The sequence below is a fragment of the Paenibacillus taihuensis genome (genome assembly GCF_003386535.1).
Lineage (GTDB): Bacteria > Bacillota > Bacilli > Paenibacillales > Paenibacillaceae > Paenibacillus_Z > Paenibacillus_Z taihuensis.
This window is the reverse complement of the sequence record NZ_QTTN01000001.1, coordinates 43,646-70,043: the sequence shown is the minus strand read 5'-3', so window position 1 is coordinate 70,043 and position 26,398 is coordinate 43,646. Positions and strand designations below refer to the sequence as shown.

General features: G+C 52.2%; 32 protein-coding genes. All 32 read right to left on the bottom strand.

Going from position 1 to position 26,398, the window contains the following annotated elements; all coding sequences use genetic code 11:
- Positions 1-163: 163 nt before the first annotated feature.
- Complete coding sequence (locus tag A8990_RS00385; protein ID WP_116187037.1) at positions 164-1,255, bottom strand: prephenate dehydrogenase; 1,092 nt, start codon at positions 1,253-1,255, stop codon at positions 164-166.
- A gap of 4 nt (positions 1,256-1,259) precedes the next feature.
- Entirely contained in the window at positions 1,260-2,357 is a 1,098-nt protein-coding gene (hisC, locus tag A8990_RS00380; RefSeq protein ID WP_116187036.1) for a histidinol-phosphate transaminase, read from the bottom strand.
- A 229-nt stretch (positions 2,358-2,586) separates the two neighbouring features.
- The gene (trpA, locus tag A8990_RS00375; RefSeq protein ID WP_116187359.1) at positions 2,587-3,402 is read right to left on the bottom strand and encodes a tryptophan synthase subunit alpha; all 816 of its coding nucleotides are present in this window, start codon (positions 3,400-3,402) and stop codon (positions 2,587-2,589) included.
- Complete coding sequence (gene trpB, locus A8990_RS00370) at positions 3,398-4,606, bottom strand: tryptophan synthase subunit beta (RefSeq protein ID WP_116187035.1); 1,209 nt, start codon at positions 4,604-4,606, stop codon at positions 3,398-3,400. The genes trpA and trpB overlap by 5 nt, the downstream gene beginning before the upstream one ends.
- Complete coding sequence (locus A8990_RS00365; RefSeq protein WP_116187034.1) at positions 4,603-5,271, bottom strand: phosphoribosylanthranilate isomerase; 669 nt, start codon at positions 5,269-5,271, stop codon at positions 4,603-4,605. The genes trpB and A8990_RS00365 overlap by 4 nt, the downstream gene beginning before the upstream one ends.
- Complete coding sequence (gene trpC / locus A8990_RS00360) at positions 5,271-6,065, bottom strand: indole-3-glycerol phosphate synthase TrpC (protein WP_116187033.1); 795 nt, start codon at positions 6,063-6,065, stop codon at positions 5,271-5,273. Before trpC ends, A8990_RS00365 begins: the two co-directional genes overlap by 1 nt.
- Positions 6,055-7,107 (bottom strand): anthranilate phosphoribosyltransferase, encoded by a 1,053-nt coding sequence (gene trpD / locus A8990_RS00355; RefSeq protein ID WP_116187032.1) that lies wholly within the window; start codon positions 7,105-7,107, stop codon positions 6,055-6,057. Before trpD ends, trpC begins: the two co-directional genes overlap by 11 nt.
- A 5-nt stretch (positions 7,108-7,112) precedes the next feature.
- Positions 7,113-8,660: an anthranilate synthase component I gene (trpE, locus tag A8990_RS00350; protein ID WP_116187031.1), complete on the bottom strand. Its 1,548-nt coding sequence runs from the start codon at positions 8,658-8,660 to the stop codon at positions 7,113-7,115.
- A gap of 397 nt (positions 8,661-9,057) precedes the next feature.
- Positions 9,058-9,426 (bottom strand): chorismate mutase, encoded by a 369-nt coding sequence (gene aroH / locus A8990_RS00345; RefSeq protein WP_116187030.1) that lies wholly within the window; start codon positions 9,424-9,426, stop codon positions 9,058-9,060.
- The gene (gene aroB, locus A8990_RS00340) at positions 9,427-10,533 is read right to left on the bottom strand and encodes a 3-dehydroquinate synthase (protein WP_116187029.1); all 1,107 of its coding nucleotides are present in this window, start codon (positions 10,531-10,533) and stop codon (positions 9,427-9,429) included.
- Positions 10,533-11,702: a chorismate synthase gene (aroC, locus tag A8990_RS00335; RefSeq protein WP_116187028.1), complete on the bottom strand. Its 1,170-nt coding sequence runs from the start codon at positions 11,700-11,702 to the stop codon at positions 10,533-10,535. The genes aroB and aroC overlap by 1 nt, the downstream gene beginning before the upstream one ends.
- Positions 11,703-11,916: 214 nt before the next feature.
- Entirely contained in the window at positions 11,917-12,084 is a 168-nt protein-coding gene (locus tag A8990_RS31340) for a hypothetical protein (RefSeq protein WP_181909336.1), read from the bottom strand.
- Between the two features lie 66 nt (positions 12,085-12,150).
- On the bottom strand, positions 12,151-12,936 hold the full coding sequence (locus A8990_RS00330) for a CheR family methyltransferase (protein WP_116187027.1): 786 nt from the start codon (positions 12,934-12,936) through the stop codon (positions 12,151-12,153).
- A 44-nt stretch (positions 12,937-12,980) separates the two neighbouring features.
- Complete coding sequence (gene ndk, locus A8990_RS00325; protein ID WP_116187026.1) at positions 12,981-13,424, bottom strand: nucleoside-diphosphate kinase; 444 nt, start codon at positions 13,422-13,424, stop codon at positions 12,981-12,983.
- Positions 13,425-13,447: 23 nt separating this feature from the next.
- Positions 13,448-14,422: a polyprenyl synthetase family protein gene (locus tag A8990_RS00320; protein WP_116187025.1), complete on the bottom strand. Its 975-nt coding sequence runs from the start codon at positions 14,420-14,422 to the stop codon at positions 13,448-13,450.
- A complete protein-coding gene (locus A8990_RS00315) occupies positions 14,419-15,285 on the bottom strand; it encodes a menaquinone biosynthetic enzyme MqnA/MqnD family protein (RefSeq protein ID WP_116187024.1) in 867 nt (288 codons plus the stop codon). The genes A8990_RS00320 and A8990_RS00315 overlap by 4 nt, the downstream gene beginning before the upstream one ends.
- Positions 15,275-15,901, bottom strand: a complete 627-nt coding sequence (locus A8990_RS00310; RefSeq protein ID WP_116187023.1) for a UbiX family flavin prenyltransferase — start codon at positions 15,899-15,901, stop codon at positions 15,275-15,277. The genes A8990_RS00315 and A8990_RS00310 overlap by 11 nt, the downstream gene beginning before the upstream one ends.
- Entirely contained in the window at positions 15,895-16,770 is an 876-nt protein-coding gene (locus A8990_RS00305) for a UbiA-like polyprenyltransferase (RefSeq protein ID WP_116187022.1), read from the bottom strand. Before A8990_RS00305 ends, A8990_RS00310 begins: the two co-directional genes overlap by 7 nt.
- Positions 16,767-17,486, bottom strand: a complete 720-nt coding sequence (locus A8990_RS00300) for a demethylmenaquinone methyltransferase (protein WP_116187021.1) — start codon at positions 17,484-17,486, stop codon at positions 16,767-16,769. Before A8990_RS00300 ends, A8990_RS00305 begins: the two co-directional genes overlap by 4 nt.
- A gap of 19 nt (positions 17,487-17,505) precedes the next feature.
- Entirely contained in the window at positions 17,506-18,369 is an 864-nt protein-coding gene (locus A8990_RS00295; RefSeq protein WP_116187020.1) for a heptaprenyl diphosphate synthase component 1, read from the bottom strand.
- Positions 18,370-18,450: 81 nt separating this feature from the next.
- On the bottom strand, positions 18,451-19,005 hold the full coding sequence (locus A8990_RS00290) for a hypothetical protein (RefSeq protein WP_147306747.1): 555 nt from the start codon (positions 19,003-19,005) through the stop codon (positions 18,451-18,453).
- Between the two features lie 81 nt (positions 19,006-19,086).
- Positions 19,087-19,314 carry a trp RNA-binding attenuation protein MtrB gene (gene mtrB, locus A8990_RS00285; protein ID WP_116187018.1) on the bottom strand — a complete coding sequence of 76 codons (228 nt, stop codon included), beginning with the start codon at positions 19,312-19,314 and terminating at the stop codon, positions 19,087-19,089.
- Between the two features lie 170 nt (positions 19,315-19,484).
- Positions 19,485-19,760, bottom strand: coding sequence for an HU family DNA-binding protein (locus A8990_RS00280; protein WP_116187017.1), 276 nt, complete (start codon positions 19,758-19,760; stop codon positions 19,485-19,487).
- 275 nt (positions 19,761-20,035) lie between these two features.
- A complete protein-coding gene (spoIVA, locus tag A8990_RS00275) occupies positions 20,036-21,514 on the bottom strand; it encodes a stage IV sporulation protein A (protein ID WP_116187016.1) in 1,479 nt (492 codons plus the stop codon).
- 380 nt (positions 21,515-21,894) lie between these two features.
- A complete protein-coding gene (locus A8990_RS00270) occupies positions 21,895-22,620 on the bottom strand; it encodes a hypothetical protein (protein WP_116187015.1) in 726 nt (241 codons plus the stop codon).
- Positions 22,621-22,651: 31 nt separating this feature from the next.
- Complete coding sequence (locus A8990_RS00265; RefSeq protein ID WP_181909335.1) at positions 22,652-22,999, bottom strand: 2Fe-2S iron-sulfur cluster-binding protein; 348 nt, start codon at positions 22,997-22,999, stop codon at positions 22,652-22,654.
- Between the two features lie 38 nt (positions 23,000-23,037).
- Positions 23,038-23,616 (bottom strand): hypothetical protein, encoded by a 579-nt coding sequence (locus tag A8990_RS00260; protein WP_116187013.1) that lies wholly within the window; start codon positions 23,614-23,616, stop codon positions 23,038-23,040.
- A 16-nt stretch (positions 23,617-23,632) separates the two neighbouring features.
- Positions 23,633-23,929: a 2Fe-2S iron-sulfur cluster-binding protein gene (locus tag A8990_RS00255; RefSeq protein ID WP_116187012.1), complete on the bottom strand. Its 297-nt coding sequence runs from the start codon at positions 23,927-23,929 to the stop codon at positions 23,633-23,635.
- A 50-nt stretch (positions 23,930-23,979) separates the two neighbouring features.
- Positions 23,980-24,159, bottom strand: a complete 180-nt coding sequence (locus tag A8990_RS00250; RefSeq protein WP_116187011.1) for a DUF2768 family protein — start codon at positions 24,157-24,159, stop codon at positions 23,980-23,982.
- 200 nt (positions 24,160-24,359) lie between these two features.
- Positions 24,360-24,644 carry a stage VI sporulation protein F gene (locus tag A8990_RS00245; protein WP_116187010.1) on the bottom strand — a complete coding sequence of 95 codons (285 nt, stop codon included), beginning with the start codon at positions 24,642-24,644 and terminating at the stop codon, positions 24,360-24,362.
- A gap of 112 nt (positions 24,645-24,756) precedes the next feature.
- The gene (locus A8990_RS00240; RefSeq protein ID WP_116187009.1) at positions 24,757-25,782 is read right to left on the bottom strand and encodes an NAD(P)H-dependent glycerol-3-phosphate dehydrogenase; all 1,026 of its coding nucleotides are present in this window, start codon (positions 25,780-25,782) and stop codon (positions 24,757-24,759) included.
- 9 nt (positions 25,783-25,791) lie between these two features.
- Positions 25,792-26,388: a glycerol-3-phosphate 1-O-acyltransferase PlsY gene (gene plsY / locus A8990_RS00235; RefSeq protein ID WP_116187008.1), complete on the bottom strand. Its 597-nt coding sequence runs from the start codon at positions 26,386-26,388 to the stop codon at positions 25,792-25,794.
- Between the last annotated feature and the right edge of the window lie 10 nt (positions 26,389-26,398).

Genomic DNA, 26,398 nt, shown 5'->3' with positions numbered 1-26,398 from the left:
CCGAAAGGTTACAGTTAGACAAAAAAAAGACCGCCCTATAAAGGCGGCCCCGCATATTCTGCGATGGATTTGGATAGGAGTGGAGAGAAACCATACTGTACTCTTATTATATGTATACGTTTTCATTCTGTCAATAAGCGTTTTCATATTCGTAACAACCATTTTAAAAATGTACAGAATATCCAATTTCACCCAATTTATAAACGGCGCGGTCCAGATCCTCCTGTGTGCGGAAGCTAAGCCGCAGCACGCCAGGGACGTCCTCTCTGCTCTCAATAATCTGGACGTTGCTAAGATTGATTGAGCTGTTGCCAAGCTCTGTCGCTACATTGCCAATAATGCCTGGATGGTCCGGCACATCGATATAACATTCGAATACGGAATGAATCATACCTTTGCGTCTCTCCGGCAGCGTACTGCGGAACTGTCCCGACTTCTTGAATGCACTCTCGATTCCTTCTCCATCCTCGCTTTGCAGCATCTCAATGAACGCGCTCGTCCCTGCCTGCCACTCCTGTAGCAGCTTAAGCAGTACGCTGCGGTTGTTCACGAGAATATCGCGCCAGACGACAGGATCGCTGGAACCGATCCGCGTGATGTCGCGGAAGCCGCCTGCTGCCAGCTGCGCATACAATGAATTGTCCTCATTGTAGCCGCGAACCAGGTTAACGAGCGCGACCGCAATAATATGCGGCAGATGGCTGATCGCGCCAACGATCTCGTCATGCTCCTCCGGGTGTACATGGACGATATGTGCCTTGGTATACGTGAGCAGCTCTGTAAGCCGGTCGACGAAGTATTGAGGCGTCTCCGGGTCTGGTGTGAGCACGTAGAAGGCATTCTCGAACAAATACAAGGATGCGGCTTCTACGCCTGAACGCTCGGAGCCCGCCATCGGATGACCGCCGATGAATACGGCATCTCCCAGCTTCGCGTTACGCGCGGATGCAGCTACCGATGCTTTCGTGCTGCCTACATCGGTAATAATGCAGCCTGGCTTCAGCTCGAGCTGGCTGAGCTCGTCCACATATTGCGCCAGTGATCCGACTGGCACGCATAGAAAAATAAAATCCGCGCCTTCCGCGGCCTCGCGGAGTGACGTCGTCGCATGATCGACGACGCCTCTCTCGAGGTACTTGGCTACGGATGATTCGCGTACGGAATGGCCGACAACTGTTATGCCCGGCTTGCCTTTGAAGCAAAGCGCGAGCGAGCCTCCGATCAGACCGACGCCGAATATCGCGATTTTTGTCATGATGTTAGCCTAGCACCGCCGCTTCTTGAAGTACTTCTTCCAATGCACGGATGAACGCTTCGTTCTGCTCGCGGCTGCCGACTGTAATCCGAATATATGTCGGGTAGTAGGACCAGCGTGCACGGGAGATAATGCCTTTGCGGAGCAAGCCGTCGAATACCTGCTGCGACGGAAGCTTCACATCGACCATGACGAAGTTGCCGTGCGCTTCGAAATAGCTCAGGCCCAGACGATCGAACTGCTCGTACAAATATGCAATACCCTCGGCGTTGCGCGTTCTGCATGTGTTCAGGAAGTCCACGTCAGCGAGCGATGCCTTCGCTGCAGCTTGACCGAAACGGGATGTGTTGAACGGTTCGCGAACTTGATTGATCGAACGGATCACATCTGCGTGACCTACGCCGTAGCCGATTCGGAGCGATGCAAGTCCGTAAACTTTGGAGAACGTACGAAGTACGATCACATTCTTAAATTCTGGGAGCAGCGTAATGCCGTCCGGATACTCTGCATCCATGACATACTCGAAATACGCTTCGTCAAGCACTACGATGACATTCGCAGGCACTTGGCGGATGAACGCTTCGAGCTCGGCTTTGCGCACGATTGTGCCTGTCGGGTTGTTCGGGTTGCACACCCAGATGATCTTCGTGCGATCCGTGACTTTCGCCAGCATCGCGTTCAAATCATGCGTTCCGTTATTAAGCGGCACTTCGATGATCGTCGCGCCTTCAATTTCGCAGTTATGCTTATATTGCGGGAATGTCTCATCCGCCATAATCGTCTCGTCGCCAGGCGTCAAATAAGCGCGTGCCAGCATGAGAATGACTTCATCGGAGCCAGCGCCGAAGATGATTTGTTGCGGCGTCACGCCAAGATATGCTGCCAGATCCCTCGTCAACTCAACGCTGCCGCCGTCTGGATAGATGCTAATGTTCGTAAGTTCATTCTGAATCGCTGCCTTGGCATGCTCCGAGCTGCCAAACGGATTCTCGTTGGAAGCAAGCTTGATGACTTCCTTGAGTCCAAGCTCTCTCTTCACTTCTTCAATCGGCTTACCAGGCTGGTACACTGGCAAGTGCACAATACTTTGTTTCGGTTGCATACAAGATCACCTCATAATTAGTGGCGTAGAATAGTGAACAAATGTTATTCCAACATTGTCTCACAACTTGCTGGCATTTTAAAGAGCCTGCACAAACTTTTCTTTCGTGCTTTTAAGCTTTTATGCATAGAAGCGTCACTGTGAAGGCAGAAAAGCCCTCTCGCTGCGCTCATCGCCAGCCGGAGGGCTATACCTATGCTATCTATGCTTTTTATCTTCCAGTGCTTACTTATGCTCGGCCGCTCAGTTCACTCACGAACTGGCGAATTTGCTCTAGCCCTGCCTGCTTCGTATCCGGCGACTGGAGCAATGGAACAACCTCTTCGATCTTGCGCACGATCGCGCTGCCGACGATAACGCCATCCGCTTGCTTACTGAAGCGCTCAACCTGTTCGCGGTTCGAGATACCGAATCCGACTGCGATTGGTGTCGATGTCGCACTGCGAACAGTAGCGAGGAACTCATCAATGCCCTTGTGGAAGTCCGCACGCACGCCAGTTACGCCAAGCGACGATACGCAGTAGACGAAGCCGCGCGCCTTCGCCGCAATCCGTGTTACCCGGTCATTCGACGTCGGTGCAACGAGCGGAATGAGGTGAATGTCGGCTCTCTCCGCCATTTCGCGAAGCTCGGCATCCTCTTCAATCGGCAAATCCGGAATAATGAGACCGCTAATGCCTTTCGAAACGATCAGGTCGAAGAAACGATCCAAGCCGAATTGCAAGACCGGATTAAAGTAAGTGAATAGAATGAACGGCAGCTGCACGCCAGCAGCTCTCGCTTGCGCCGCCACATCGATAACGTCCGCCAATGTAACGCTGGCATTCGATAGCGCCCGCTCCGATGCACGCTGAATGACAGGACCGTCTGCGAGCGGGTCCGAATACGGCACGCCGAGCTCGACCATATCCGCGCCTGCTTGTTCTAAAGTCTTAATGATATCTACAGACGTCCCCAAGTCAGGGTCGCCAATTGTTACAAAAGGAATTAGTGCCGTACGGCCTTCCTCAAGGAGCCGCTGGAATGCCGCATCAATTGCATTAATGGCCATTGTTTACGCCTCCTCCGTTTAAGTAACCCATAATCGCTTGCACGTCCTTGTCACCGCGACCGGAGAGGCAGACAACAACGATCTCTTCACGGCTCAGTTTCGGCGCGAGCTTCACAACTTCTGCGATCGCATGCGCCGATTCAAGCGCTGGGATGATGCCTTCCGTACGGGACAGCAATTGCAGCGCGTCTAGTGCTTCTGCGTCGGTAATCGGTACATAGTTCGCCCGATCCGTATCCTTCAGATACGCATGCTCTGGACCGATCCCCGGGTAGTCGAGGCCTGCCGAAATCGAATGCGCCGGCAGCACTTGACCGTGGTCATCCTGCAGCACGTAGCTGAGCGAGCCTTGGAATACGCCATGACGTCCTTTTGTCATCGTCGCCGCATGCTCTTCTGTATCGACGCCGCGTCCTGCTGCCTCAACACCGATCAGCTTCACGCTGTCATCACCGATGAACGGATAGAACATGCCGATTGCGTTGCTTCCGCCGCCGACTGCGGCGACCACATAATCCGGCAGACGTCCAGCTTCCTTCACGATTTGCTCTCTTGTTTCGTCGCCGATAATGCGCTGGAAGTCGCGGACAATCATCGGGTAAGGGTGTGGACCTGTTGCCGATCCAAGAATGTAATACGTGTCATCCACGTGGCTAACCCAGTAGCGAAGCGTCTCGTTACATGCATCCTTCAGCGTGCGTGTGCCAGAAGTAACCGGAACAACTTCCGCGCCGAGCAGCTGCATCCGGAATACGTTCAGCTCTTGGCGTTTCATATCTTCCTCGCCCATGAATACTTTGCACTCCAGGCCGAGCAGCGCTGCTACAGTTGCAGACGCTACACCGTGCTGACCAGCGCCGGTTTCGGCGATGATCTTCGTTTTGCCCATGCGCTTCGCAAGAATGCCCTGGCCAATGGTGTTGTTGATTTTATGCGCGCCGGTATGGTTCAAATCTTCCCGCTTCAGGTAGATTTGCGCGCCGCCAAGCTGCTCAGACAGATGTTGAGCGTGATACAGCGACGTCGGACGACCGGAATACTTGTGCAGCAAATTACGAATCTCCGCAATAAACTCAGGATCCTGCGAGTAGCGCTTGTACGCTTCCTCCAACTCCAACAGTGCGTTCATGAGCGTTTCTGGTACATACCGTCCGCCAAACTTGCCGAAGCGGCCATTCAAATCTGGAACTTCGATCATACACCTTTCACCCTTTCTGCAAACAATCGAATTTTCTGAATATCTTTGATGCCGTCAGTCTCTACTCCGCTAGACACGTCTACCCCGCTCGGCGTATATCCGCTAAGCAGCACGCTAACATTATCCGGGTGTAATCCGCCAGCAACATAAAGCGGAACGCCGATCTGCGCGGCAGCTTCCGCATATCGATCAATGACATGCCATGCGAACGTAACGCCTGTGCCTCCGCCAGCCGTATCGATGAGGAAACCGTCGATAACACCTGCAAATGATGAAAGTCGAGCAGGCCCGTCCGATACCGTCCCGTCGCTATCTTCAGCCGTAACCGAGAACACCTTCCAAGCCTTCACGCCCAGGAGATTCCGTACCTGCGCGCAGAACTCCGCCGTTTCTTCTCCATGCAGTTGGACGACATCAAGCGGAGCCTCTGCCAGCACGGAGCGAAGGTCATCGAGCGTCGGATTCACGAAGACGCCAACCGTTTGCGGTGAAGAACCGGACGACGTGCGAAGCTTCTTCACCTCGCCGATCAACTCGCCAGCAAGTGCAGGCGACACTTGCCGCTTGCTCTTCGCGAAGACGAAGCCGATCTCGTCTACAGGCAAACCGTCCATCCCACGGACCGTTTCGCTGTCGCGCAGACCGCATATTTTGACACGCGTCATTATACCTTCACCGGTCCCATCAAGTGAGAGACGGCAGCGCCGACATCCGGCTGACGCATGAAGTATTCGCCAATTAGTACGCCTCTGGCTCCGACCGATTGGACAAAATCGATGTCCTCTTGCGAGCCGAGAGAGCTCTCGCTGATCACTGTAATACCTGGCGGAACGAAACCAATAAGCCGTTCCGTCGTCTTAATGTCAGTCACGAATGTGTGCAGATTGCGGTTGTTGATGCCGACAAGCGTCGCTTTATCCAGCTCAAGAACCGCATCCATCTCTTGCTCGTCATGCACTTCGACCAGCACATCGAGACCGATCGATTTCGCAATATCATAGAGCTCCGACAGCTCGGCTGGTTTAAGGATTGCGGCGATAAGCAAGATCGCATCTGCTCCGATCAAGCGTGCCTCGTAGACTTGACGATAATCGATCGTGAAGTCTTTGCGCAGCAGCGGCAGACGAACGGCTTGCGATACCGCAGTTAAGTATTCATTTTGACCTTGAAAATAATCCACGTCCGTCAGCACCGAAATGCAGTCCGCACCCGCTTCTTCATAGATCCTCGCCAAGGTGACAGGATCGAAGTCGGCGCGAATTAGCCCTTTGGAAGGCGAAGCCTTCTTCACTTCGGCGATCAGGCCGAGCGGACGATTGTTTCGCTCGGTTAATGCGCGCTCGAAGCCTCTGCAAGCAGGCAGCGCTGCGATTTGGCGTTCAACAGCAGCGAGGTCGAACTGTGCTGCAAGTGCTTCTACTTCTTTGCGCTTTGTAGCTACGATTTTATCAAGAAACATGGCTCAACGCTCCTGTCGTTTCAATCAGCTGCTGCAGCTTCGACGCTGCTTTGCCGGAATCAATAATGCTCTTCGCGACAGCCACTCCTTCTTGCAGCGAGTTCGCTTTGCCGCCGACATAGATGCAAGCTCCAGCGTTCGCCAGTACGATATCGCGGTAAGCGCCTTGCTCTTCGCCGCTGAAGATCGTACGGATAATACGCGCGTTCTCCTGCGCGTCGCCGCCGATGATATCGGATAGAGAGCGCGTCGTCAAGCCGAGCTCTTCCGGTGTAATCGTATACGTGCGAACATCGCCATTCAGCAGCTCGGAAATTTGGGTCGGCGACGAAATGCTGATTTCATCCAGCCCGTCATGGCTGCTTACGACCATCGCGCGATGCAAGCCAAGATCACCTAGAACGGCAGCTATCGTGTCCGTCCGCGAACGGTCATAGATACCGATTAATTGGCGATCTGCATTCGCTGGATTCGTCAATGGTCCAAGCATGTTGAAGATCGTGCGGAAACCAAGCTCCCTGCGCGGTGCAGCTGCGTGCTTCAACGAAGGATGGTAGATCTGCGCGAACATGAAGCAGATGCCGATTGCATCCAAGCAGCGTGCTGCTTGCTCGCCAGTCAGCGTAATATTGACGCCCAGCGCTTCAAGCGTATCCGCGCTGCCGGATTTGCCCGACATCGCGCGGTTGCCGTGCTTCGCCACGCGAATGCCTGCCGCCGATGCAATAATTGCCGAAGCCGTAGAAATATTAAACTTGTGTACGCCGGAGCCGCCTGTGCCGCAAGTGTCCAGCAGACCGCCGCGCTCTGTGTGCACATGATGGGAATGCGCGCGCATCGCTTCGGCAAAGCCCGTAATTTCGTCCTTCGTCTCGCCTTTTATGCGGAGTGCAGTAGCGACGGAGCCGATCTGTGCGTCTGTCGCTTCTCCACGCATAATTAATTCCATTACACCTCTAGCTTCATCACGCGTCAAGTCCCGACCGCCAATCAGCGATGTCAAAGCTCGCTGCATCGTAATCATTTCGCTTGTTACTGTCATGCTCCTCACCCTTTCGCACCCGCATAATAGTCCATATTTATCATGTTCACGCCGCGCTTCGGCTCTGCGAAGATCGCTTCTGCCGCGCGAACTGCTTTGAGCATTGCCATCGCTTTGTTCACAGTTTCCTGGTACTCACTCTCTGGAATGGAGTCCCACACGATACCTGCTCCTGCTTGAACGTAAGCTTTGCCATTCTTGAAAATGAGCGTCCGAATCGTAATGCACGTATTCAAGCTCCCGCCGAAGCCGAGATAGCCGATCGCACCGGCATATGCGCCGCGCGCTTCATTCTCAAGCTCTGCGATAATCTCCATCGCGCGAAGCTTCGGAGCGCCGGATACCGTGCCGGCTGGCATACAAGAGACGAACGCATCGAAGAAATCTTTGTCCGCCCGCAGCTTGCCGGAAACGTTGGACACGATATGCATCACATGCGAGTACCGCTCAATATCCATGTAAGAATCGCAGCGAACGGAACCGAACTCCGATACGCGGCCGATATCGTTACGTCCCAGGTCAACGAGCATCAGATGCTCTGCTCGTTCTTTCTCGTCAGCGAGCAGCTCCTTCTCGAGCGCAAGATCCTGCTCCGGCGTCTTGCCGCGCGGTCGTGTTCCTGCGATCGGGCGCGTCTCCACGCGTTCGCCGTCCACCTTCACGAGTGCTTCCGGCGAAGTGCCGACGATGACTTCATCATCCATTTTCAGATAGTACATGTATGGCGAAGGGTTCATCGTGCGCAGTACGCGGTACACATGCAGCGGATCAACTTCCGTCTCAATGCTGAAGCGCTGTGAAAGCACCACTTGGAAAATATCGCCTGAGCGAATATATTCCTTCGATTTCTCAACGTTTGCTAGAAACTGCTCTTTCGTCAAGTTCGACTGCACATCGCCAAGCTCCGGATCCGTTGGAACCTTCCCGCCTGCGAGCGGCGTTTGCAGCGGCTGCTGCAGACGCTCAATCGTCGATTCGATCTTGCTCACTGTCTGGTTATATACGGCTTCTATATCCCGGTCATTCGCGCCATGCGGGATATGTACGTTGCCGATGACTTGCACCTGCTGCTTAAAATGGTTGAAGACGATGATCTGATCGCAGAACATAAACTGCATATCGTTCATTTGCAAATCGTCGATACGGTGTGCAGGCAGCTTCTCGTAATACTGCAGCAGATCGTAACCGAAGAATCCGATCGCGCCTCCCGTGAATGGCGGCAGCTCTGCGATAGATGGGCTGCGATAAGCGCGCAAGTGAGCTTTGAGCAGCTCGATCGGCTTGTCGCGAAGAATTGTCTCTTCGCCGTTCTTCTCGATAACCATCTCGCCGTTCTTGCCTCGGATTAGCATGAATGGGTCCGTGCCGATGAAGGAGTAACGTGCCCATTTCACTCCGCCTTCAACGCTCTCAAGCAGAAAAGCGCGGCGTTCTTTATAGAAGTGCTGGAACAGCCGAATTGGCGTTTCGGTATCTGCCAGCACATTGCGTACAACCGGAATTAAATTATAAGTACCTGCTAATCGAATAATCTCTTGAAGCTCCTGATTCATCTTTAATCTCTCCTTGTAGGAAAAATAAAAAAACTCCTGCCGCAGCAGGAGTGTTCGTATCAGAAGATATTAATGATGAGCATTGATTCGAATATAGAGAAATAATCGTAATTGGATGCACTTATCTAACGCCCCAGCTGCAAGATTCCAGCAAATGGGTACGACAAAATCGGCAAAATACACCTATGGCTCCAACCACTCACTCTACTCGTCTCAATCATGCAAGCTCTCAGCTCTACTCAGCTCAGCTCTACTCATCTCTTCTAAAAACATCTCTTACTGCTAATCTATGCTCTGCTTATTACTCTGCTCATTCTTTAAGTATGAAATCACTATACACTAGTGCAATTGAATCCGTCAATGCACTTTATTTGGCCGGCTTGCACCAAATCGTCGTTTAAGCTTTGCTCAAATCCGGACGCAGCGCCTTCGCTCCACCTAAGTAGACGTGTTCGATCTCCTGCTGCGATTTGTCCGTGTTCACCATCACCATGAGTCGGATGCACATCGCCAGGCTGCCTTTAACAGGCACTTCGAGCGCACACATCAGGGGAACAAGATCCCAGCCAGCCATTGCGCGAATCGCACGTGCAGGGAAAGTTGCATCGAGATCTCCTGTTACAGTTACGAATACACTAGCAATGTCCTCTGGCAAAATATGATTGGCACTTACGATAAGGTTAAGCAATTCTGCCGTTGCTTGCAGAATCGGCTGTTCCTCGTTCACCTCTACCGTAATTGCTCCGCGAACTCCCCGAACACTCATCTACACGGCCTCCTGTTTCAGCTCTTCTACTATCTCGCGTACGAGCGCAGCAGATACCGATTTATTGATTTCAACGGTGCCAATGGCAGTTGGAACGATGAACACCATCGTGCCTTCCTGGAATTTCTTATCATGCATCATGGCACGCATAATTTCATCCGTATCCAGATGTTCAGGCAATCGAACCGGCAGTCCCACCCGCGACAACACTCGCTTCGTCACATGGTATACCTCTTCCGGCGCGCCTAGCCTTACACCAAGCTTAGCTGATCCAATCATGCCGATCGCGATCGCTTCGCCGTGCAGCAGCTCATTGTAGCCGGCAACAGCTTCGAGCGCATGGCCGATCGTATGGCCGAGATTCAGAATCGCGCGCAGATCATTCTCGCGCTCATCTTTGGAAACCACCGCTGCTTTCACGCTGCAGCCTTTGTAAAGCGCATAGCCAAGCGCATCCGCATCGAGCGCGAGCAGTTTGCCTGCATTCTCATCGCACCACGTCACGAATTCCGCATCCCAGATGAGGCCATGCTTCACTACTTCGGACAAACCGGCCTTCACTTCACGTTCCGGCAGCGTTTGCAAAGTAAGCAAGTCGTACAGCACAAGCTCCGGCTGATGGAACGCACCGATAATGTTCTTCGCAAGCGGATGGTTCACCGCTACTTTACCGCCGACACTGCTGTCATGCGCCAGAATCGTCGTAGGCACTTGCACGAACTTGATACCGCGCATATAGGATGCTGCAACGAAGCCTGCGAGGTCGCCGACGACGCCGCCGCCAAGCGCGACAATGGCCGATTTACGGTCTAGCCCGCTTTCGAGCGCGATCCCGGTCAATCTCTCCAGTTCACGCAGCGACTTCGACGTCTCGCCCGCTGGAATAATCGCGCTAGTCACAGCAAAACCCGCCGTTTGCAGCACCGATTCCAAATGGGCCAAGTGACGACCGGCAATATTCTCATCTGTGATGATCATAAGCGGCGACTTCTTGCTAATTCCATGGCGCTCGAACAGCTTGCCCGCTTCGTCAAGCAGTCCTTCCCCGATATAGATCGGATAGGACCGTTCGCCAAGCTCAACGGTCAGCTCACGATGGCCGCTCATTAGTAGCTCTCCAATTGCGCCAGGTAGTTGTTGTAATTCGCTGTGATCTCTTCCATCGAGTCGCCGCCGAACTTCTCCAGGAACGCCTTCGCTACTTCCCAAGCAACGACATGCTCCATGACTACGCTTGCGGCTGGAACTGCGCAGCTGTCCGAACGTTCAACTTGTGCCGTGAACGGCTCTTTCGTATCAATATCAACGCTTTGCAGCGGTTTGTACAACGTAGGGATCGGCTTCATTACGCCGCGTACAACGATTTGCTCGCCATTCGTCATGCCGCCCTCGAAGCCGCCGAGGCGATTCGTTCTGCGGTGGTAGCCGCGCTCTTCGGAGTACAGGATCTCGTCATGCACTTGCGAACCGCGGATTGTGCCAGCTTCGAAGCCGATACCGATCTCGCAGCCTTTGAACGCATTGATGGAGACTACCGCTTGCGCGATGCGGCCATCCAGCTTCCGGTCGTACTGCACGTGGCTGCCAAGACCAATTGGCACGCCTTCCACGATGCACTCTACGATACCGCCAATGGAGTCGCCTTCTGCTTTGATCTGATCGATGTAAGCAGTCATCTTCTCTTCTGTCCCTTTATCGACCACTCGCACTGGCGATTCTTCCGTCAAACGGATGAGCTCGTCCAGCGGCAAATTGTTCGCCGGCGCTTCAATCTCGCCAATACGGATGACTTGTCCGCCAACTTTAATGCCGAAGGCAGCAAGGAACTGTCTTGCAACTGCACCAACAGCAACACGTGCAGCTGTTTCGCGAGCGCTCGAGCGCTCCAGTACATTGCGCAAATCTTTCAAGTTATATTTCAAGCCGCCGTTCAAGTCAGCATGACCCGGACGCGGACGATGCACGCGGCGCTTCTCTTCATCGCTGCCTTCGATCGGCTCAATGTTCATTACAGTTGTCCAGTGCTTCCAGTCATTATTCTCAACGATAAGTGCGACTGGCGCCCCTGTTGTCTTCCCATGACGCACACCGCCAACGATGTTCGCCGTATCCTTCTCGATTTGCATCCGGCGGCCACGGCCGTGACCTTTCTGTCTGCGATGCAATTGGAAATTCAGTTCTTCGAAGTCCAGCTTCAGGTTGCTCGGCAATCCTTCAATAATCGCCGTCAACTGCGGACCATGCGTCTCTCCCGCTGTCAAATAACGTAAACTCACTGTAAAGTCCTCCCTCATTTTGAACACCGAAAACTTGATGGCCGCTTATGTAAGCTTGTCTGCCAAAATATCTTTTGCTCATTATAGTATAGCGCCGCTGGTTTGACAAGGAAATGAAAGCCGCTTTCGAAGCGCAATTCCACGGCTTGCGCCCATGAAAAAAAGCTGTCCGCCACACCTTCTTCAAGGCGGAACGAACAGCTTTCATGATTTATTAACCGTTAGCGGAATGCTGGCTCCGCAGCAAATGCGGGTCCACGTTCAAATTAGGATCATTCATAAGACCTTTCATTTGACTAGTATCGATTCCGAGAATTTGGGCGCATTCGTGGACCGTAATAAAGCCACGTTTGTACGCTGTAATTACTTTTCGCTTGTCCATGTTGCACCTCCAATGCCACAGCAGTGATAGCATTAGTATTGCAGAAGATGGAAAACGATATACGCACTAAGCCTTGCGACGGTAAAAGAAAGTTTCGACCGAATCGAAATTATATTGTCCCGGCGAGAAAATCTGCTCCGTGCTGCCGACGAACAAGAGCCCGCCAGGCTTAAGCGCTTTCGAAAACTTATGATAAAGCATGTGCTTCGCTTCTTCGGTAAAATAGATCATAACATTGCGGCAAACGATGATATCAAATCCGGTGTCAAACGTATCATGCAGCAGATTCTGCTGTTTAAACGTAATATTTTTTTTGAGCTGGGGCGTAATGGCAAGCATATCCTCGCCCTGTTTCACGAAATATTTGGACATATAATTGCGGGGTACATCTCGAACAGATCGGTCTTGGTACACGCCTTGCATCGCCTTCTGCAGCACAATGTTATCAAGGTCCGTGGCGAGTATGGACGTTCGGTCATGCGCGCCGAGTTCGGCCATGATCATCGAAAGCGTATAAGGCTCTTCTCCTGTCGAGCAGGCAGCGCTCCAAATTTTGACGCGGCTATTGTTCTTCAGCGCTTCCGGGAGAAACTTCTTCTCCATCGCATCCCATCTGCTTGGGTTGCGCCAGAACTCCGATACGTTGATCGTCATTCGGTCCAGAAACTCATTCATCAGCTTCTTGTCTTTCTCAAGACCGTTCCAATAAGCCGCGAACGTATCATATCCGTACTTCTGTCGTAAGGTCGTCAGCCGCCGCTTCATCTGGGCTTCCTTATACTGCGATAGATCGATTGCGGTCTTCTCTTTAATCTTCGAGATGAATAAACCGAAGTCCTTATCCTCGAACATGCACGAACCCCCATCATGCCGACTCTTGGTGGCAATTTATGAAATTAGATCCACTGTTGTATGGTTTGGTTATAATCAACGAGCTCATGCGATGCAAAGAAAATGCCAATCTCTCGTGCTGCGCTTTCCGGCGAATCCGAACCGTGGATTAAATTAAAATTGGTATGTACGGCAAAATCGGAACGAATTGTGCCAGGCGCTGCTTCAAGGGCATCTGTCTTGCCAATCATGGCACGGGTCAACCCGATGACATTGTCTCCTTGCCACACCATTGCAAATACCGGCCCAGACGTCACAAACGCTACAAGCGGCGGGTAAAAGGGCTTCCCGATGTGCTCTGCATAGTGGCGTTCAGCCAGCTCTGGTGTAATCATCATAAATTTGGCAGCGACAAGCTTTAGTCCCTTCCGCTCGAAGCGTGATACAATTTCTCCGATCAAGCCGCGCTGTACGCCGTCTGGCTTAACCATTAGAAACGTTCTTTCCATCGAATGTTCCCTCCTTGACGCGATTAGTAGTTTCGTTTCCCTACAAAATGGGCGATATCGGTTAAATTCTTCTTAGCTGGAATGCTTGGCAAGCTGCTAAGCGCTTCGATCGCTTTGTTAATATAGCGGGTCGCCATCTCATCAGCGATATGTATGCCTGCACTCTTACGTATTATGTTCAACGCGCGCTTCGTTTCCCCTGCTCCATTCGACTCATGAATTTTTTTTATTTCTGCAAGCAATTCCTCCGAATGTCCTGGTTCTTTCAGCGCAAGAAGTACCGGCAATGTCATATTGCCTTGTTTAATATCAGAGCCCGGCGGTTTGCCGATCTGTTTCTCCGTACCAAGCAGGTCCAGCAAGTCATCGCGAATTTGGAAAGCCATGCCCATATTGTACCCGTAACGGTACAAGCAGTTCGCTGTTTTGCGGTCCGCACCTGCAGCGATTGCGCCCAGTTGGCAGCTAATTGCGATAAGCAGTGCCGTTTTACGGCGGATACGAAGCAAATAATTGCGAACGGACTGATCGGTATTGAAGAAATCTCGGATTTGCTCCATCTCGCCAATACACATCTGAACCATCGCATGCGATAAAATTTGATGGATTTGCGGGTTTGGCAGTTCGGTTGCGAGGGCAAGCGCTTTACCGTAGATATAGTCGCCCGTGTACATCGCAATCCGGTTGTCCCATTTGGACTTCACGGTCAGCTGACCGCGGCGCGTCTCCGCGTTGTCTATAACATCATCATGGACAAGAGAAGCCATATGTATAAGTTCTAGCGGCACGGCCACTTTCTCGAGCACATCGAGCCGATAATCGCCGAACTTGCCTGCAAGCAGTACAACGACCGGACGAATACGCTTACCGCCCGCTTTGAGCAGATGCGTCGAGGCGTCGCTAAGAAGCGCATGATCACTCGTCACGCTGCTCGCTAGCTTTGCCTCTATGGCATCAAGATCGCTTTTCAGTTTGGCGTAAATTTGAAGTAGGTTCATTTGTTCACCTTAAGGACGTTTTGGTCTTCAAAAAATTTCATCTGCACTTCATTCGGCAATAAGCCCAGCTGATGCGCGTAATCAAAGTAAAGCGTCAGCCCTGCCTGTTCATTCGCGCCGAAATCATAGTGCAGCTCCTTGAAATAACGACTCCAGTAGGCAGGTCCCCCGCCAAGGAGCATACATGCCTTCTCTACGAGCGGCGTCAGCTCTCGCAAGCTCTTCTCTTTGCTGGCTGTCAAGGCGCGATGCACTTCAGCGACCATCTCGGGATACGTTTCCGCAATTTCGCGGCGTACCGCTACGAGTGCGAAGGTCATGCCATAGCCTGTCCAATTGCGCCACAGCTCGCCGAGGTCGATAACTTGCAAACCACGCTCTGCATTTTCCCACGAAGCCGTAATCGCCGTATCTCCGATGAGAAGGGCAGCGTCTGCTTCCTCCAGCATCTCGTCCAGCTTCGGTTCCATTGTAATATAAGAAGGCTCTGCATTGTAATAGAGCTTCATGAGTATTTTGAGTAAATTAACGCTTGTCGCTGAAGTTGTTGTAAGCGCGATTCGCCCTTTGAGCACTTCTTCAAGCGGCTTCTTCAGAAATAGCAATATGGAATTGACTCGTCCCTTGGCGCTTACCGACAAGTCCGGCAGCAGCAAGTAATTCTCCGCGTTCTCTGCATAAGCGAATGATGACATCGAGGTGATGTCGATTTCACCTTGGCGCAGTGCACGGTTTAGTGCAGACGGCACGCGCTTCTCAATCTTGAATTGATCAGATGGAAGCTGTTCCTCTGCATAATGAAAAATAGGCCAAACGTTCGCATAGTCAATGCGGCCGACTGTGATCGGGCGATTAAACGCCATGCTGTTCATCTCCCCATCTTCTGTACAAATCATGATCCAGCGGAAGTTGATCGAGCACTTTCCCGACTAGAAAATTAACCATATCGTGAATCGTTTGCGGTCCATAATAGAACGCCGGCATAGCTGGGATGATCTTAACCCCAAGCTTCGCCAGCGTAAGCATGTTCTCCAGATGTATCGCATGCAGCGGTGTTTCGCGAGGCACGATTAGCAGCTTGCGGCCTTCCTTCAGCATAACATCCGCAGCGCGCGTCATCAAATCGTCCGAAATCCCATGTGCGATCGAAGCAAGGGTGCCCATGGAGCAAGGCATAATAATCATGCCTTCCACACGGAAGGAGCCGCTTGCGATACTTGCGCCAATGTCGGCGTTCGGGTGAAGCTTCAGCCGCCCGCTCTCTACGAGACCCGGGAATGCAGCATCGATGGCTTGCTGACGCTTCGATGTTTCCCAGCCCTGCTCTTCCTTCAGCACGCGCCAGCCTGCTTCCGTAACAACCAGATGCACATCCTGGTCCGCTTCAATGAGGCTGCGGATCAGCTGAAGACCGTAGAGAGCGCCGCTCGCTCCCGTTATGCCGACAACCCACCGCTTACGTGATGCCAGTTCTACCACTTGTGAAGCACCACCAAGTCAAGCAGCGTCGAAATAAACAGGATAACGCTAAGGGTACTGTTCATGGTGAAGAATGCAGTTTGAACACGGCTCATATCATCCTCACGCACAATCATGTGCTCGTAGCAGAGCATGCCAACCGAGACGACTGCGCCAATCAAGTACAGCCAGCTGAGCGGAGTTAGCCAGAATAAAGAAATGAATCCGATGGCCGTGAGCAAATGAAATCCGCGTGCGAGGCGAAGCGCTCCTGCTATGCCGAAGCGTGCAGGAATGGAATGAACGCCCTCTTTGCGGTCAAAGTCGAAATCCTGACACGCATAGATAATGTCAAACCCGGCAAGCCAGCATACAACCGCCCCGTAAAGCACCCATGCCGACAGCTCGAACTCACCTGTAATCGCAACCCACCCGCCGAGCGGAGCAAGTCCGATTGTAAGGCCAAGTACAACGTGGCACAGCCATGTAAAACGTTTTGTATACGAATATAAGACAAGGAAGAAGACCGCAATTGGCATCAGCTTCATGCATATCGGATCGAGCTGTGAGGCCGCGATAAACAGCACCGCGAACGAGACGACAATAAATAAAATAACTTCGCCAACCTTCAGCAAGCCTGCTGGGATGGCACGTTTCTCTGTGCGAGGATTCTTCGCATCAATGACACGATCGATTACGCGGTTCAGCGCCATCGCCGCGCTTCTAGCGCCGATCATCGCGAGCAGGATCCATCCGATCTCCGCCCAATGCGGCATCCGGTTCTCGAGCATTACTGCGCCAAGCATCGCGCCCATGAACGCAAACGGGAGCGCGAAGATCGTATGCTCTACTTTAATCATTTCGAGAATTATTTTGGTTTTGCGAATCATGCGTTGTCCGTTCCCTTCGTCCCGATGTGCAATGCCGCGACACCGAAAACGAACGGGAAGACGCGCACATTGGTCAGACCGATCTCACGGTATTTCGCCGCGAGCTGCTTGGAGTCCGGGAATGTCTTGAGCGATTCCGGCAGCCATTTGTACTGCTCGTACTTCTTCGCAACAAGCTTCCCGATCGCAGGCATGACCTTCTCGAAATAGAAGTAATAGATCGCTTTGAACGGCTGCAATGTTGGCTTCGACATCTCGAGGCAGACAACTTGTCCGCCAGGCTTCACCACACGCATCATTTCGCGAAGCACCTGCTCCAGGTCAGGCACGTTGCGAAGACCGAAGCCGATCGTCGCATAGTCGAACCGGTTATCTTCAAACGGGAGGGCCATCGCATTGCCCTGCACGAGCGAGATCTGGTGATCAAGTCCCTCGTGCTTCACCTTCTGCTTGCCGACCTCAAGCATGTTCTGGCTGAAGTCGAGGCCGACGATGCCTCCGCTCACGCTTTCCTTCGCCAGCGCAATCGTCCAATCGCAAGTGCCGCAGCACAGATCAATCGCTGTCGCCCCTGGATTCATGTCCATTTTGCGCATCGTAAATTTACGCCATGCTTTGTGCCGTCCGAAGCTGATCAGATCGTTCATGAGGTCATACTTCGGCGCGATGCTCTCAAATACGGCGTGTACATGTTCTTCTTTTGACTTGGATTGCACTCATTTCACCTTACTTTCTCTATTCGAAAGCCGAAGCTGCGGGCATTACCGGACGTAGAAACGAATCGCCAAGCTGCTGCAGCTCACGGACAAGCTTATCGGATTCAAGCTTCGAAGCAAGCGACTGTACCTGCTGAACAGACTGCTTCAGCTTCTCGGTCAATTGGCCGCGAACATCATACTTCGCCAACAGGGACGAGGTGAATGCCGGTTCGTTCGCCAAATCCGAGGTGAGCCTGCGCTTCTCTTCATCGCTTCCGCTGTCCATGACATGCCAATAACCCCAGCTGCCGTCAAAGCTTTCCGGCTTCTCGCTGCGGATCAGTTCGTCCATCACTACTTCGCATCGGCCTACGCCGTGGAGCAGCTCGGTCCATATTAGCGCCATTTTGTCATCGAGTACAGAAGTGAAGGCTTGGAACAGCTCCGTCTTAATCCGGACGTACTGCGACACATACTCTTCTGCTGTCAGCTTCAGCTGCTTCATCCTCATGTAGAGGCTCACCTTCAGCTTGTTGACCTCTGTAACACCATTGCTAATGCGGCGGATCATCTCTACTTGACCCGCTTGAGCCAGCAGCTGATAAAAGCGGCTGGAGTAGTAATCGCCAGCAAGCACCTTCAACTGCCGCGACCGCATATCCTTCTCGCCGAGGCGTCCAGACTCGGAATCAATCATATCATGCGTATCCATGCCGAATTGCACGAGCAATACGACGAGCGAATACAGCTCGCTGTGAATCAGCGGGGTACGCTGATTGGCCAGAAATGTAAAGAGCAGCCGGATCCGCGATTCAGGAAATTCCGGCAGCTCCGTGTGTGCTTGAATCATATCGTACTCAACGTACTTTTTAGCCATTTCGGGTATTCTATACGATTTCATTGTGGCCTAGCCTCCGAACAGTACAGCGAGAGTGTTGCTGCTTTTTAATCTAATTATTATAGCACTATGTCAACCGTTATGCTACAACCGGGAGACGGACAACCGCAGCCGCTTCCGCCAATTTTCGTCAAAAAACGACTCTTCCCCTTTCAATTTTGACAGATCTGTGGACAGCCACGAATCGGTCTTTCTTACATCGGATGCAGCGATGAGCTGCAGCTTCGTTTCATCGCTTTCGCCCGCCTGGCGAACTGGCGTTACGAACCGGACAAGCAGCCTGCTCACATTATCGGCCTGGACAAAAGAAAACTCGAGTAGCCGCTGCAAATCAGCAATCCATACATCCTCAGCTTGCCCATATCCATCCGTTGATAAATCGACCGACAGCACCGAGCCCTTCCAACCAACGCTCTTCACCTGCAGCGAGAGTCCGAGGCTCAGCATCGTGTCTACAATCACATCGGAGTTCAGCCTTTTGACCGGAACAGGGTGAAACACCGATACATCGCCTTTACTCTCCGCACTCCGTTGTATGAGCATAGGGAACACCGATAAGAGCAGCGTGAGTGAAAGTGTGATCGAACAAGCTAAGAGAAGCCTTCGCCAGTGTGACGAGCTTCGTGACCATTGAGCCATGACGCATCCTCCGCCTTTTTATAGCATAGAATGTCCTTCTTCTCTTAGTCTACAAACTAAAAAAGCAGGCTATGCCTGCTTTTAACGTTCATCTTCCGTATCGACGGTGCCATATTTGGTTAGCACGGTTGCTTTGCCGCGAATCTTGATCGCAGACGTATGATTCGTGAACTGACAAATAAGCACTTCGCCTTTATCGAGCTTCTCCGTGTGGTGAAACTTCGTATCTTGCCCGCGCGTCAAGCCAATCACCTGTACGCCCTGAGCCTTCGCTTTGATGACGATATACTCGCCGTTCATGTCCTCCATGTGCACAGCCTCCGCTTCATCAAGCTTCTTGATTTCCTTATGTATACGAGCAAGCAACAGTCTACTGGAATTGCATATCCTTGTCAATAGAGACGAAAGACACATCTCTCTCACGAAAAACGTCCGAATGCAGGATGCACTCGGACGTCATCAAACGGCTTAACCGCTTCTTATTGGGAAACTTGATCCTTCAGAGATTTACCAGCTTTGAAAGATGGAATTTTGCTTGCTGGGATGTCGATCTCTTCACCCGTTTGCGGGTTACGACCTTTGCGCGCTTCGCGGCTCTTCACTTCGAAGTTACCGAAGCCCACCAATTGTACTTTATCCCCGCTTTGCAGCGATTCGGAGATGGCATCAAAAACGGCATCAACCGCTTTGGAAGCATCTTTCTTGGAAAGGTCAGTCAATTCGGCTACTTTCGCAATCAGTTCCGTTTTGTTCATTTCTTTCACCTCCCCTGACGGCAGTTCGTATGCACACCATTATCATCTTGTTTTACCGAAACCCGTAAAATTATACATGCAGGCTTAGGTGCAAAGAAATTCCGTTATGTGCAAATCCTGCATATTGAACCAATGAACAGATTTATAGTAATACAGTTAGTACGTATATTTCAAGAGGCTCTAGGCGATTTCCTAGGCCAATCCTAGGTTTTTTATCGTTTTTTTCACTTATGAGCACGAAAAAAAGACACGCCTGCGGGCGTGTCTTCCTTGTTTTACAAGATAATGGCAATGAGTCCGCCAGAGCCTTCGTTGATAATCCGGCCCAATGTTTCCTGCAGTTTGTACCGTGCATTGTCCGGCATCATCGCGATTTTGCCCTGGATGCCTTCCCTTACGATCGAATGAAGCGACCTGCCGAAGATGTCGGATTCCCAAATCTTGATCGGATCGTTCTCGAAGTCCTGCATTAAGTACCGGACGAGCTCCTCGCTTTGCTTCTCGGTTCCGATAATCGGCGCAAACTCGGACTCGACATCGACGCGAATCATATGGATAGACGGGGCAGTCGCTTTCAGGCGGACACCGAAGCGCGAGCCTTGGCGGATCAGCTCCGGCTCATCAAGCGCCATCTCAGCAAGCGTAGGTGCCGCAATGCCGTAGCCTGTCGTCTTGACCATTTCGAGCGCTTCTGCGAACCGATCGTACTCCCGCTTCGCATGCGCGAAGTCCTGCATCAGCTGGAGCAGATGGTCTTTGCCGCGAATCTCGACGCCGACGACTTCCATCAAGATTTGGTCATACAATTCATCCGGCGCGTAGAGATCGATCTCAGCGACTCCTTGCCCCATGTTCATGCCGCTTAGGCCGGCACGGGCGATGAACTCGTATTCCATAAACTGCGTAACGACGCGGTCGACATCGCGCAGACGGCGAATGTCTTTGACAGTGTCGCGTACGGAGTTCTCGTAGTTGTTGCGCAGCCAGTGATTGTCGTTGAGCACCATAACCCAGCTTGGAAGGTTCACGTTCACTTCATGCACAGGGAACTCGTAGAGCACCTCGCGCAGAACGGACATAACTTCTTCTTCGCCCATCGTTGCGACACTCAGCGTAATGACTGGAATATCGTATTTCGCTTGGAGCTCGCTGCGCAGCTGCAGCGCCTCTTCGCTCTTCGGACGCGTGGAGTTGACGATGAGGACGAACGGCTTGCCGACTTCCTTCAGCTCGCCTACAACCCGCTCCTCGGCTTCGACGTACGAGCTGCGCGGAATTTCAGCAATCGTTCCGTCAGTCGTAACGACGACGCCAAGCGTCGAATGCTCCTGGATTACTTTGCGTGTGCCGATCTCCGCCGCTTCTTGGAAAGGAATCGGCTCTTCGAACCACGGAGTCGTAATCATCCGCGGACCGTTCTCATCCTCGTAGCCTTTCGCGCCGACAACGGCATAGCCGACACAATCGACGAGCCTGATATTCACATCAAGCCCTTCCGCTACCCGAAGCTGCACCGCTTGGTTCGGTACGAATTTTGGCTCAGTTGTCATGATTGTTTTGCCTGCCGCGCTTTGCGGCAATTCATCAATCGCTCTAACCCGATCGGCATCGTTCGTGATGTTTGGCAGCACAACCGTCTCCATGAACCGCTTGATGAAGGTTGATTTGCCTGTGCGGACCGCACCGACGACGCCGAGGTAAATATCCCCGCCGGTTCGTTCGGCAATGTCCTTGAAAATGTCCACTTTCTCCACTGAATATCCCCTCCCAATCGTAATTCGCCTGTACATGGACGTACCGTACTGCTGCTTTGCCTCCTGCTGTTCGTCGTCAGGTTTCGCCGCTTCGCTATCATGCTAGCGACGCAACTCGTACATGATTTTGGACTAGTAATAGCTTATTGCGTTCTCTTCCTAATTATGACGACTGCAGAGATGAAATCTTATAGATTTCCATTAGCCATAACACTTCCGGCCTTCCAAGATTGAGATATATGAGAGAAAGACCAAAGCTATGCGCTTTTTTGCGTCATAATCAAAATAAGTTTCGCTGCTGATCGGCAAGAACATAATTGCGATAATAAAAAAATACTCCTGCCCTATTCGGCAGGAGTATTCAATGGTGTTTTGCACACTTATTTCGAAACAGCTTGCGGATCACCGTTAACGAGTTGGTAAACCGGCGATTTAACTGGCACGAAGTCGGAGTTGTTCACCAAGACAACACGCAAATCTTCATTATCTGCAGGCTTTTTGGTCTCTTTGGCTAACAGCTGCATAATGTCCGGACCGTAGTCGAGGTAGACCATCCCATTGGCATCCACCATCGGCGTTAACGTGCTGCCGGAGAACATGCTGTGCATATCCGGCTCCTTCCCGCCCAACGTCTTGAAGTCAATCGTGGAGAAGCCTGGGTAGAGTTCGGCACCAGCCGGCACCTTGCCGCTATGAGCGTCCGAGTACGCTTTTATAGACGCTTGCAGGTCATTCATTTGTTGATAGATCACGAGATTCATAAGCTTAACGGTAGGGTCGGTTTCCTCGTTAATGATTAAATAATAGTAGCTGCCGCCTTTCTCATAGGCGGTTTCCGGCACGCTCGAGATGTATCCCATCCGCTGCAGCTTATCGAAATCAACTTTAAATTTCTCATATATCGGCGTGTCGGCTTCACTATTCTGCATAGGGAGCAAACCCGTATCTTTCTGAAATTGGTCTATAACTGCTTGTACATTCATGATTGCGTCCTTCGGCGGCTTCTGAAACTGGCCCAGCTTATCCTTCGGATACAAACAGCCGGACAGCGTAACAGCCATAACGAGCATAATGATAGCTGCAGCCGCGCTTCTAATCCTTCTCATGGTGCGTTTATCCCCCTAGCCTAACCTTAAATTACCAAAGTTCATCTTCTTCCGCTTGCCGCATCATCTGTTTCCGGACTGCTGCACGCAGCGGGTCCTCCGGCACTTCTACAACGGTACGGCCGAACACTCTGGCCTGACAAGCGAGCCTTGTCCCCGAACGGTCAAGTCCTGCGAGCTTATTGCGCTCATTGTCATTTAGCGGAGACAGTCCCGAAGAGCTGTTCGGAGCTGTCACTTTGCACATGAGGCATGCGGCCTTGCCATCGCAACGCGTGCGAATCGGCACACCTGCCCGTCTTGCAGCTTCCAGTACTGTCGTCCCTGCACGTACAGTTGCACTGCGTCCGGAAGGGAGAAACGTAATCGTTACGTTCAACGTAATCTCCTCGCTTCCTTATTCAATGTTGAAACGAATCATTGCTCGATAAGACGCTGTACATTCGCTACCGTTCTTGCCGATAGCTGATTTCTGGAGGCAATCCTATGCACCGCCTCCGCGTGCTGATCCGGCTCCTGCCGAATCTGAGAAGCAATAAGCGCTACGCGATCTTCGCGGTCTCTCAGCACATTGAACCAAAGCTCATGCGCCAGAGGAACGATGCCGAGCCTGTAAGCACCTGCTTCAATGAAGGCTCCGCGTGCCGCTAACATATCTCGAACTTCAACCTTATAACAGTCTTCGCCTGCCGTCACGACGAATCCGCCGACAAGCTCGACCTGAATACCTTCGATCAGGTAATGGCTGAGCACCGAACGATAGATCGGGCTCACAGAATGATGCTGTTCATCGATGGCGTAAGGCAGCAGCGCTTGATGGAGCACTACCGCGTCCGCGTCATCTGCATAAAGATCCAGGTCTCTGGGAATAGTCTCAAGATCTATTCCCCGCAGCAGCAGCCCTGTACTGCCGCCGATCAGCCATGTGGCCTCTGTTCCCGCGGCCGCCTCAGCAATCTTCTCAAGCGCACGGATGAATGGTGCAGCGTCGTTCATAGCGCTCTCGCCCTCCTCAGAAATAAGGCCGGTTTACAGCTACGATCGTACCTGCGCCTGGCTTAATGATCGCCTGACAGCCTAGACGGTAGCCTTCCTCCAGCTCTTCCGGCTCAAGACGATCCCACTCTTCATCCGTCACTTCTTCTAGAAACTCTGCGCCAGCTTCGATCTGGCAGCGGCATCTGGCACAAGTGCCTCTTGTGCATGAAAATGCAAAATCCACGTTATGCTTGATCGCCAGATCAAGCAGTGACATTCCAGACTCCACTTCTACGGTTGCAAACTTTGTCCGGCCTTTCAGCTCCAGCATGAATAACTCGTCCTTTCCACTCCATAACTATTTCGAAAGTCAGCTGCGTATTATGTGATGGAGAACAGGCCGAGAAACCCGCCGATCACGAGAAGCAGAAAGGCAGTCATCGAAAGTATAACCCGCAAAATGCCTTTCGTCTTCAGCCTGGCCAGCGAAATCATAACTGCGGCCAAAGCCATTAATCCGATGCCTACGAAAGACACCCACATCTTCATCATTGGATCCATAATGCTTACTACCACCTTGTGCGCCAATTATTCATATTATTATACCACTTGTACGGATTGGTCAGCTACTTTTGCTGAAAATTACGGGAGGACGAGGCGCGGGCGAAGGCACAGGCAGCCATGATAGAAAAAAGGACTTCCGCAGCAAGCGAGCCTGGCATCTGCCTAAGGCTAAGCGCTTCACGCGAAAGTCACAAACGTTACTTCTTGAGTAGCATGAACTTCATCAGCGTTTCAAGGTTACCCATATTCATGCCGCTTTTCTTAACGGCTCCGATGATGTCATTAATCGTTTTTTCTGAAACAGGCACTTTCGCCATCGCAGAGACGTTCATAATCAGCTTGCGAAGCTCTTCTTCGCTTTGCATCGTATCTTCAGTCACGCCGCTGGCAAGCTTCTTAACCGCACCCTCTGTTACCGGTTTGCCTGTCTTCTTGTTGACAGCGTTCAGAACATCCTTGGAAAGATCCTTCTTACCGCTCAACCTTAGTCCCTCCTTCAAGCTTTTACAGTGGTAGGTAAAAACTTGGATCTGCTAGCCACCTGCCGTGAGGTGCTCCTAGCATCATATGAGGGACGACCGGGAATGGTGTAGGCTATGCTCCTGCCACGTCTTCTGTCTCGTGTGTACGTCCGCGCCCCATCAAGGACTCGACGGCGCTGCGCGGCGTCTTTTTCTGGAACAGCACCGCGAAGAGCTGCTCGGTGATCGGCATCTCAACGCCGTAATGCTGCGCGAGCTCACGCGCGATGCTCGTCGTGCGCACGCCCTCGACGACCATGCCCATCTTCCTCAGCACCTCGTCCAGCGTGAGGCCTTCCGCAAGCATCGAGCCTGCACGCCAGTTACGGCTGTGCTTGCTCGTACAGGTCACGACCAAATCGCCGACGCCGGCGAGACCGGCGAACGTGAGCGGGCTTGCGCCCATCGCAGTGCCGAGGCGGCTAATCTCCGCCAAGCCGCGCGTCAAGAGCGCAGCCTTCGCATTGTCGCCGAAGCCGAGCCCGTCGGTAAGGCCAGCGCCGAGCGCGATAATATTCTTAATGGCACCGGCAACTTCGACGCCGATAACATCTTTGTTCGTATATACGCGAAAGTGGCGCGTGATGAACGCGTCCTGCGCCTTCTCCGCGGTTTCGATGCTGGCAGACGCCACAACGACCGTTGTCGGCAGACGTCTGACCACTTCCTCCGCATGGCTTGGGCCAGACAGCACAACAAGCCGCTCGAGCGGAATTTGCAGCTCTTCCGATAGGACAGTCGTCATCCGCTTGTAAGTAACGGACTCGAACCCTTTTGTCGCATGAACGCAGATTGCATCTGGCTCCAAGAACGGCTGCGCCAGCTTTGCTACATCACGCATCGCTGCAGATGGAGCCGCGAAGAGTACAAGCTCCGCACCTGTAATCGCGACCTTCATTTCAGTTGTAGCGGTAATGCCTTCCGGCAGCACAGCATCGTTCAAGTATCGGCTGTTCTTACGGTGAGTGTTGATTTCATCGGCTTGCGCCTCATTGCGGGTCCACAGCGCAACATCAAATTGATTGTCTGCCAAAACGGTGGCAAGAGCCGTTCCCCAGCTGCCCGCAACGAGTACAGCTACTTTACGTTTCGTTGACATAGAGGCCTCCTACCCTTTTCTAGCACCAAGCTTGTTTTCTTTCCCTTGCAGCAGCTTTACGATATTCGTTCGGTGACGAACGAAAGCGAGAATACAAACGATAAGCCCCGCCCATACATAGGAGAGCGGATTGTTGCCGATGTTCCAGATAAAGATGGGCACAAGCAGCGCAAAAATAAGCGAGCCAAGCGATACGAACCGTGTAATCGCAATAATGACAATCGCAACGATTCCGGCAATCAGCGTTGGAATAAAAGCAAGCGTCGCCATTGCGCCGACAGTCGTCGCAATGCCTTTGCCGCCTTTGAAGCCGAACCATACCGGCCAGTTATGTCCGAAAATCGCCGCGAGTGCGCAAAGTACCGGACCCCAATCGCCGCCGGCCATGTATATGCCGAGCAGTACGGCAACAACGCCTTTAGCGATATCAAGCAGGAATACGGCGATGCCTGGGCCTTTGCCAAGCACGCGAAGCGTGTTCGTCGCACCAGCGTTACCGCTGCCATGCTGGCGGATGTCGATCCCCTTCACCCATTTTGCAATTAAAATACTGAAAGATAGCGAACCAACTAAATAGCTAATAAGAATCGCAAGCACTGTATACACCGAATAATCG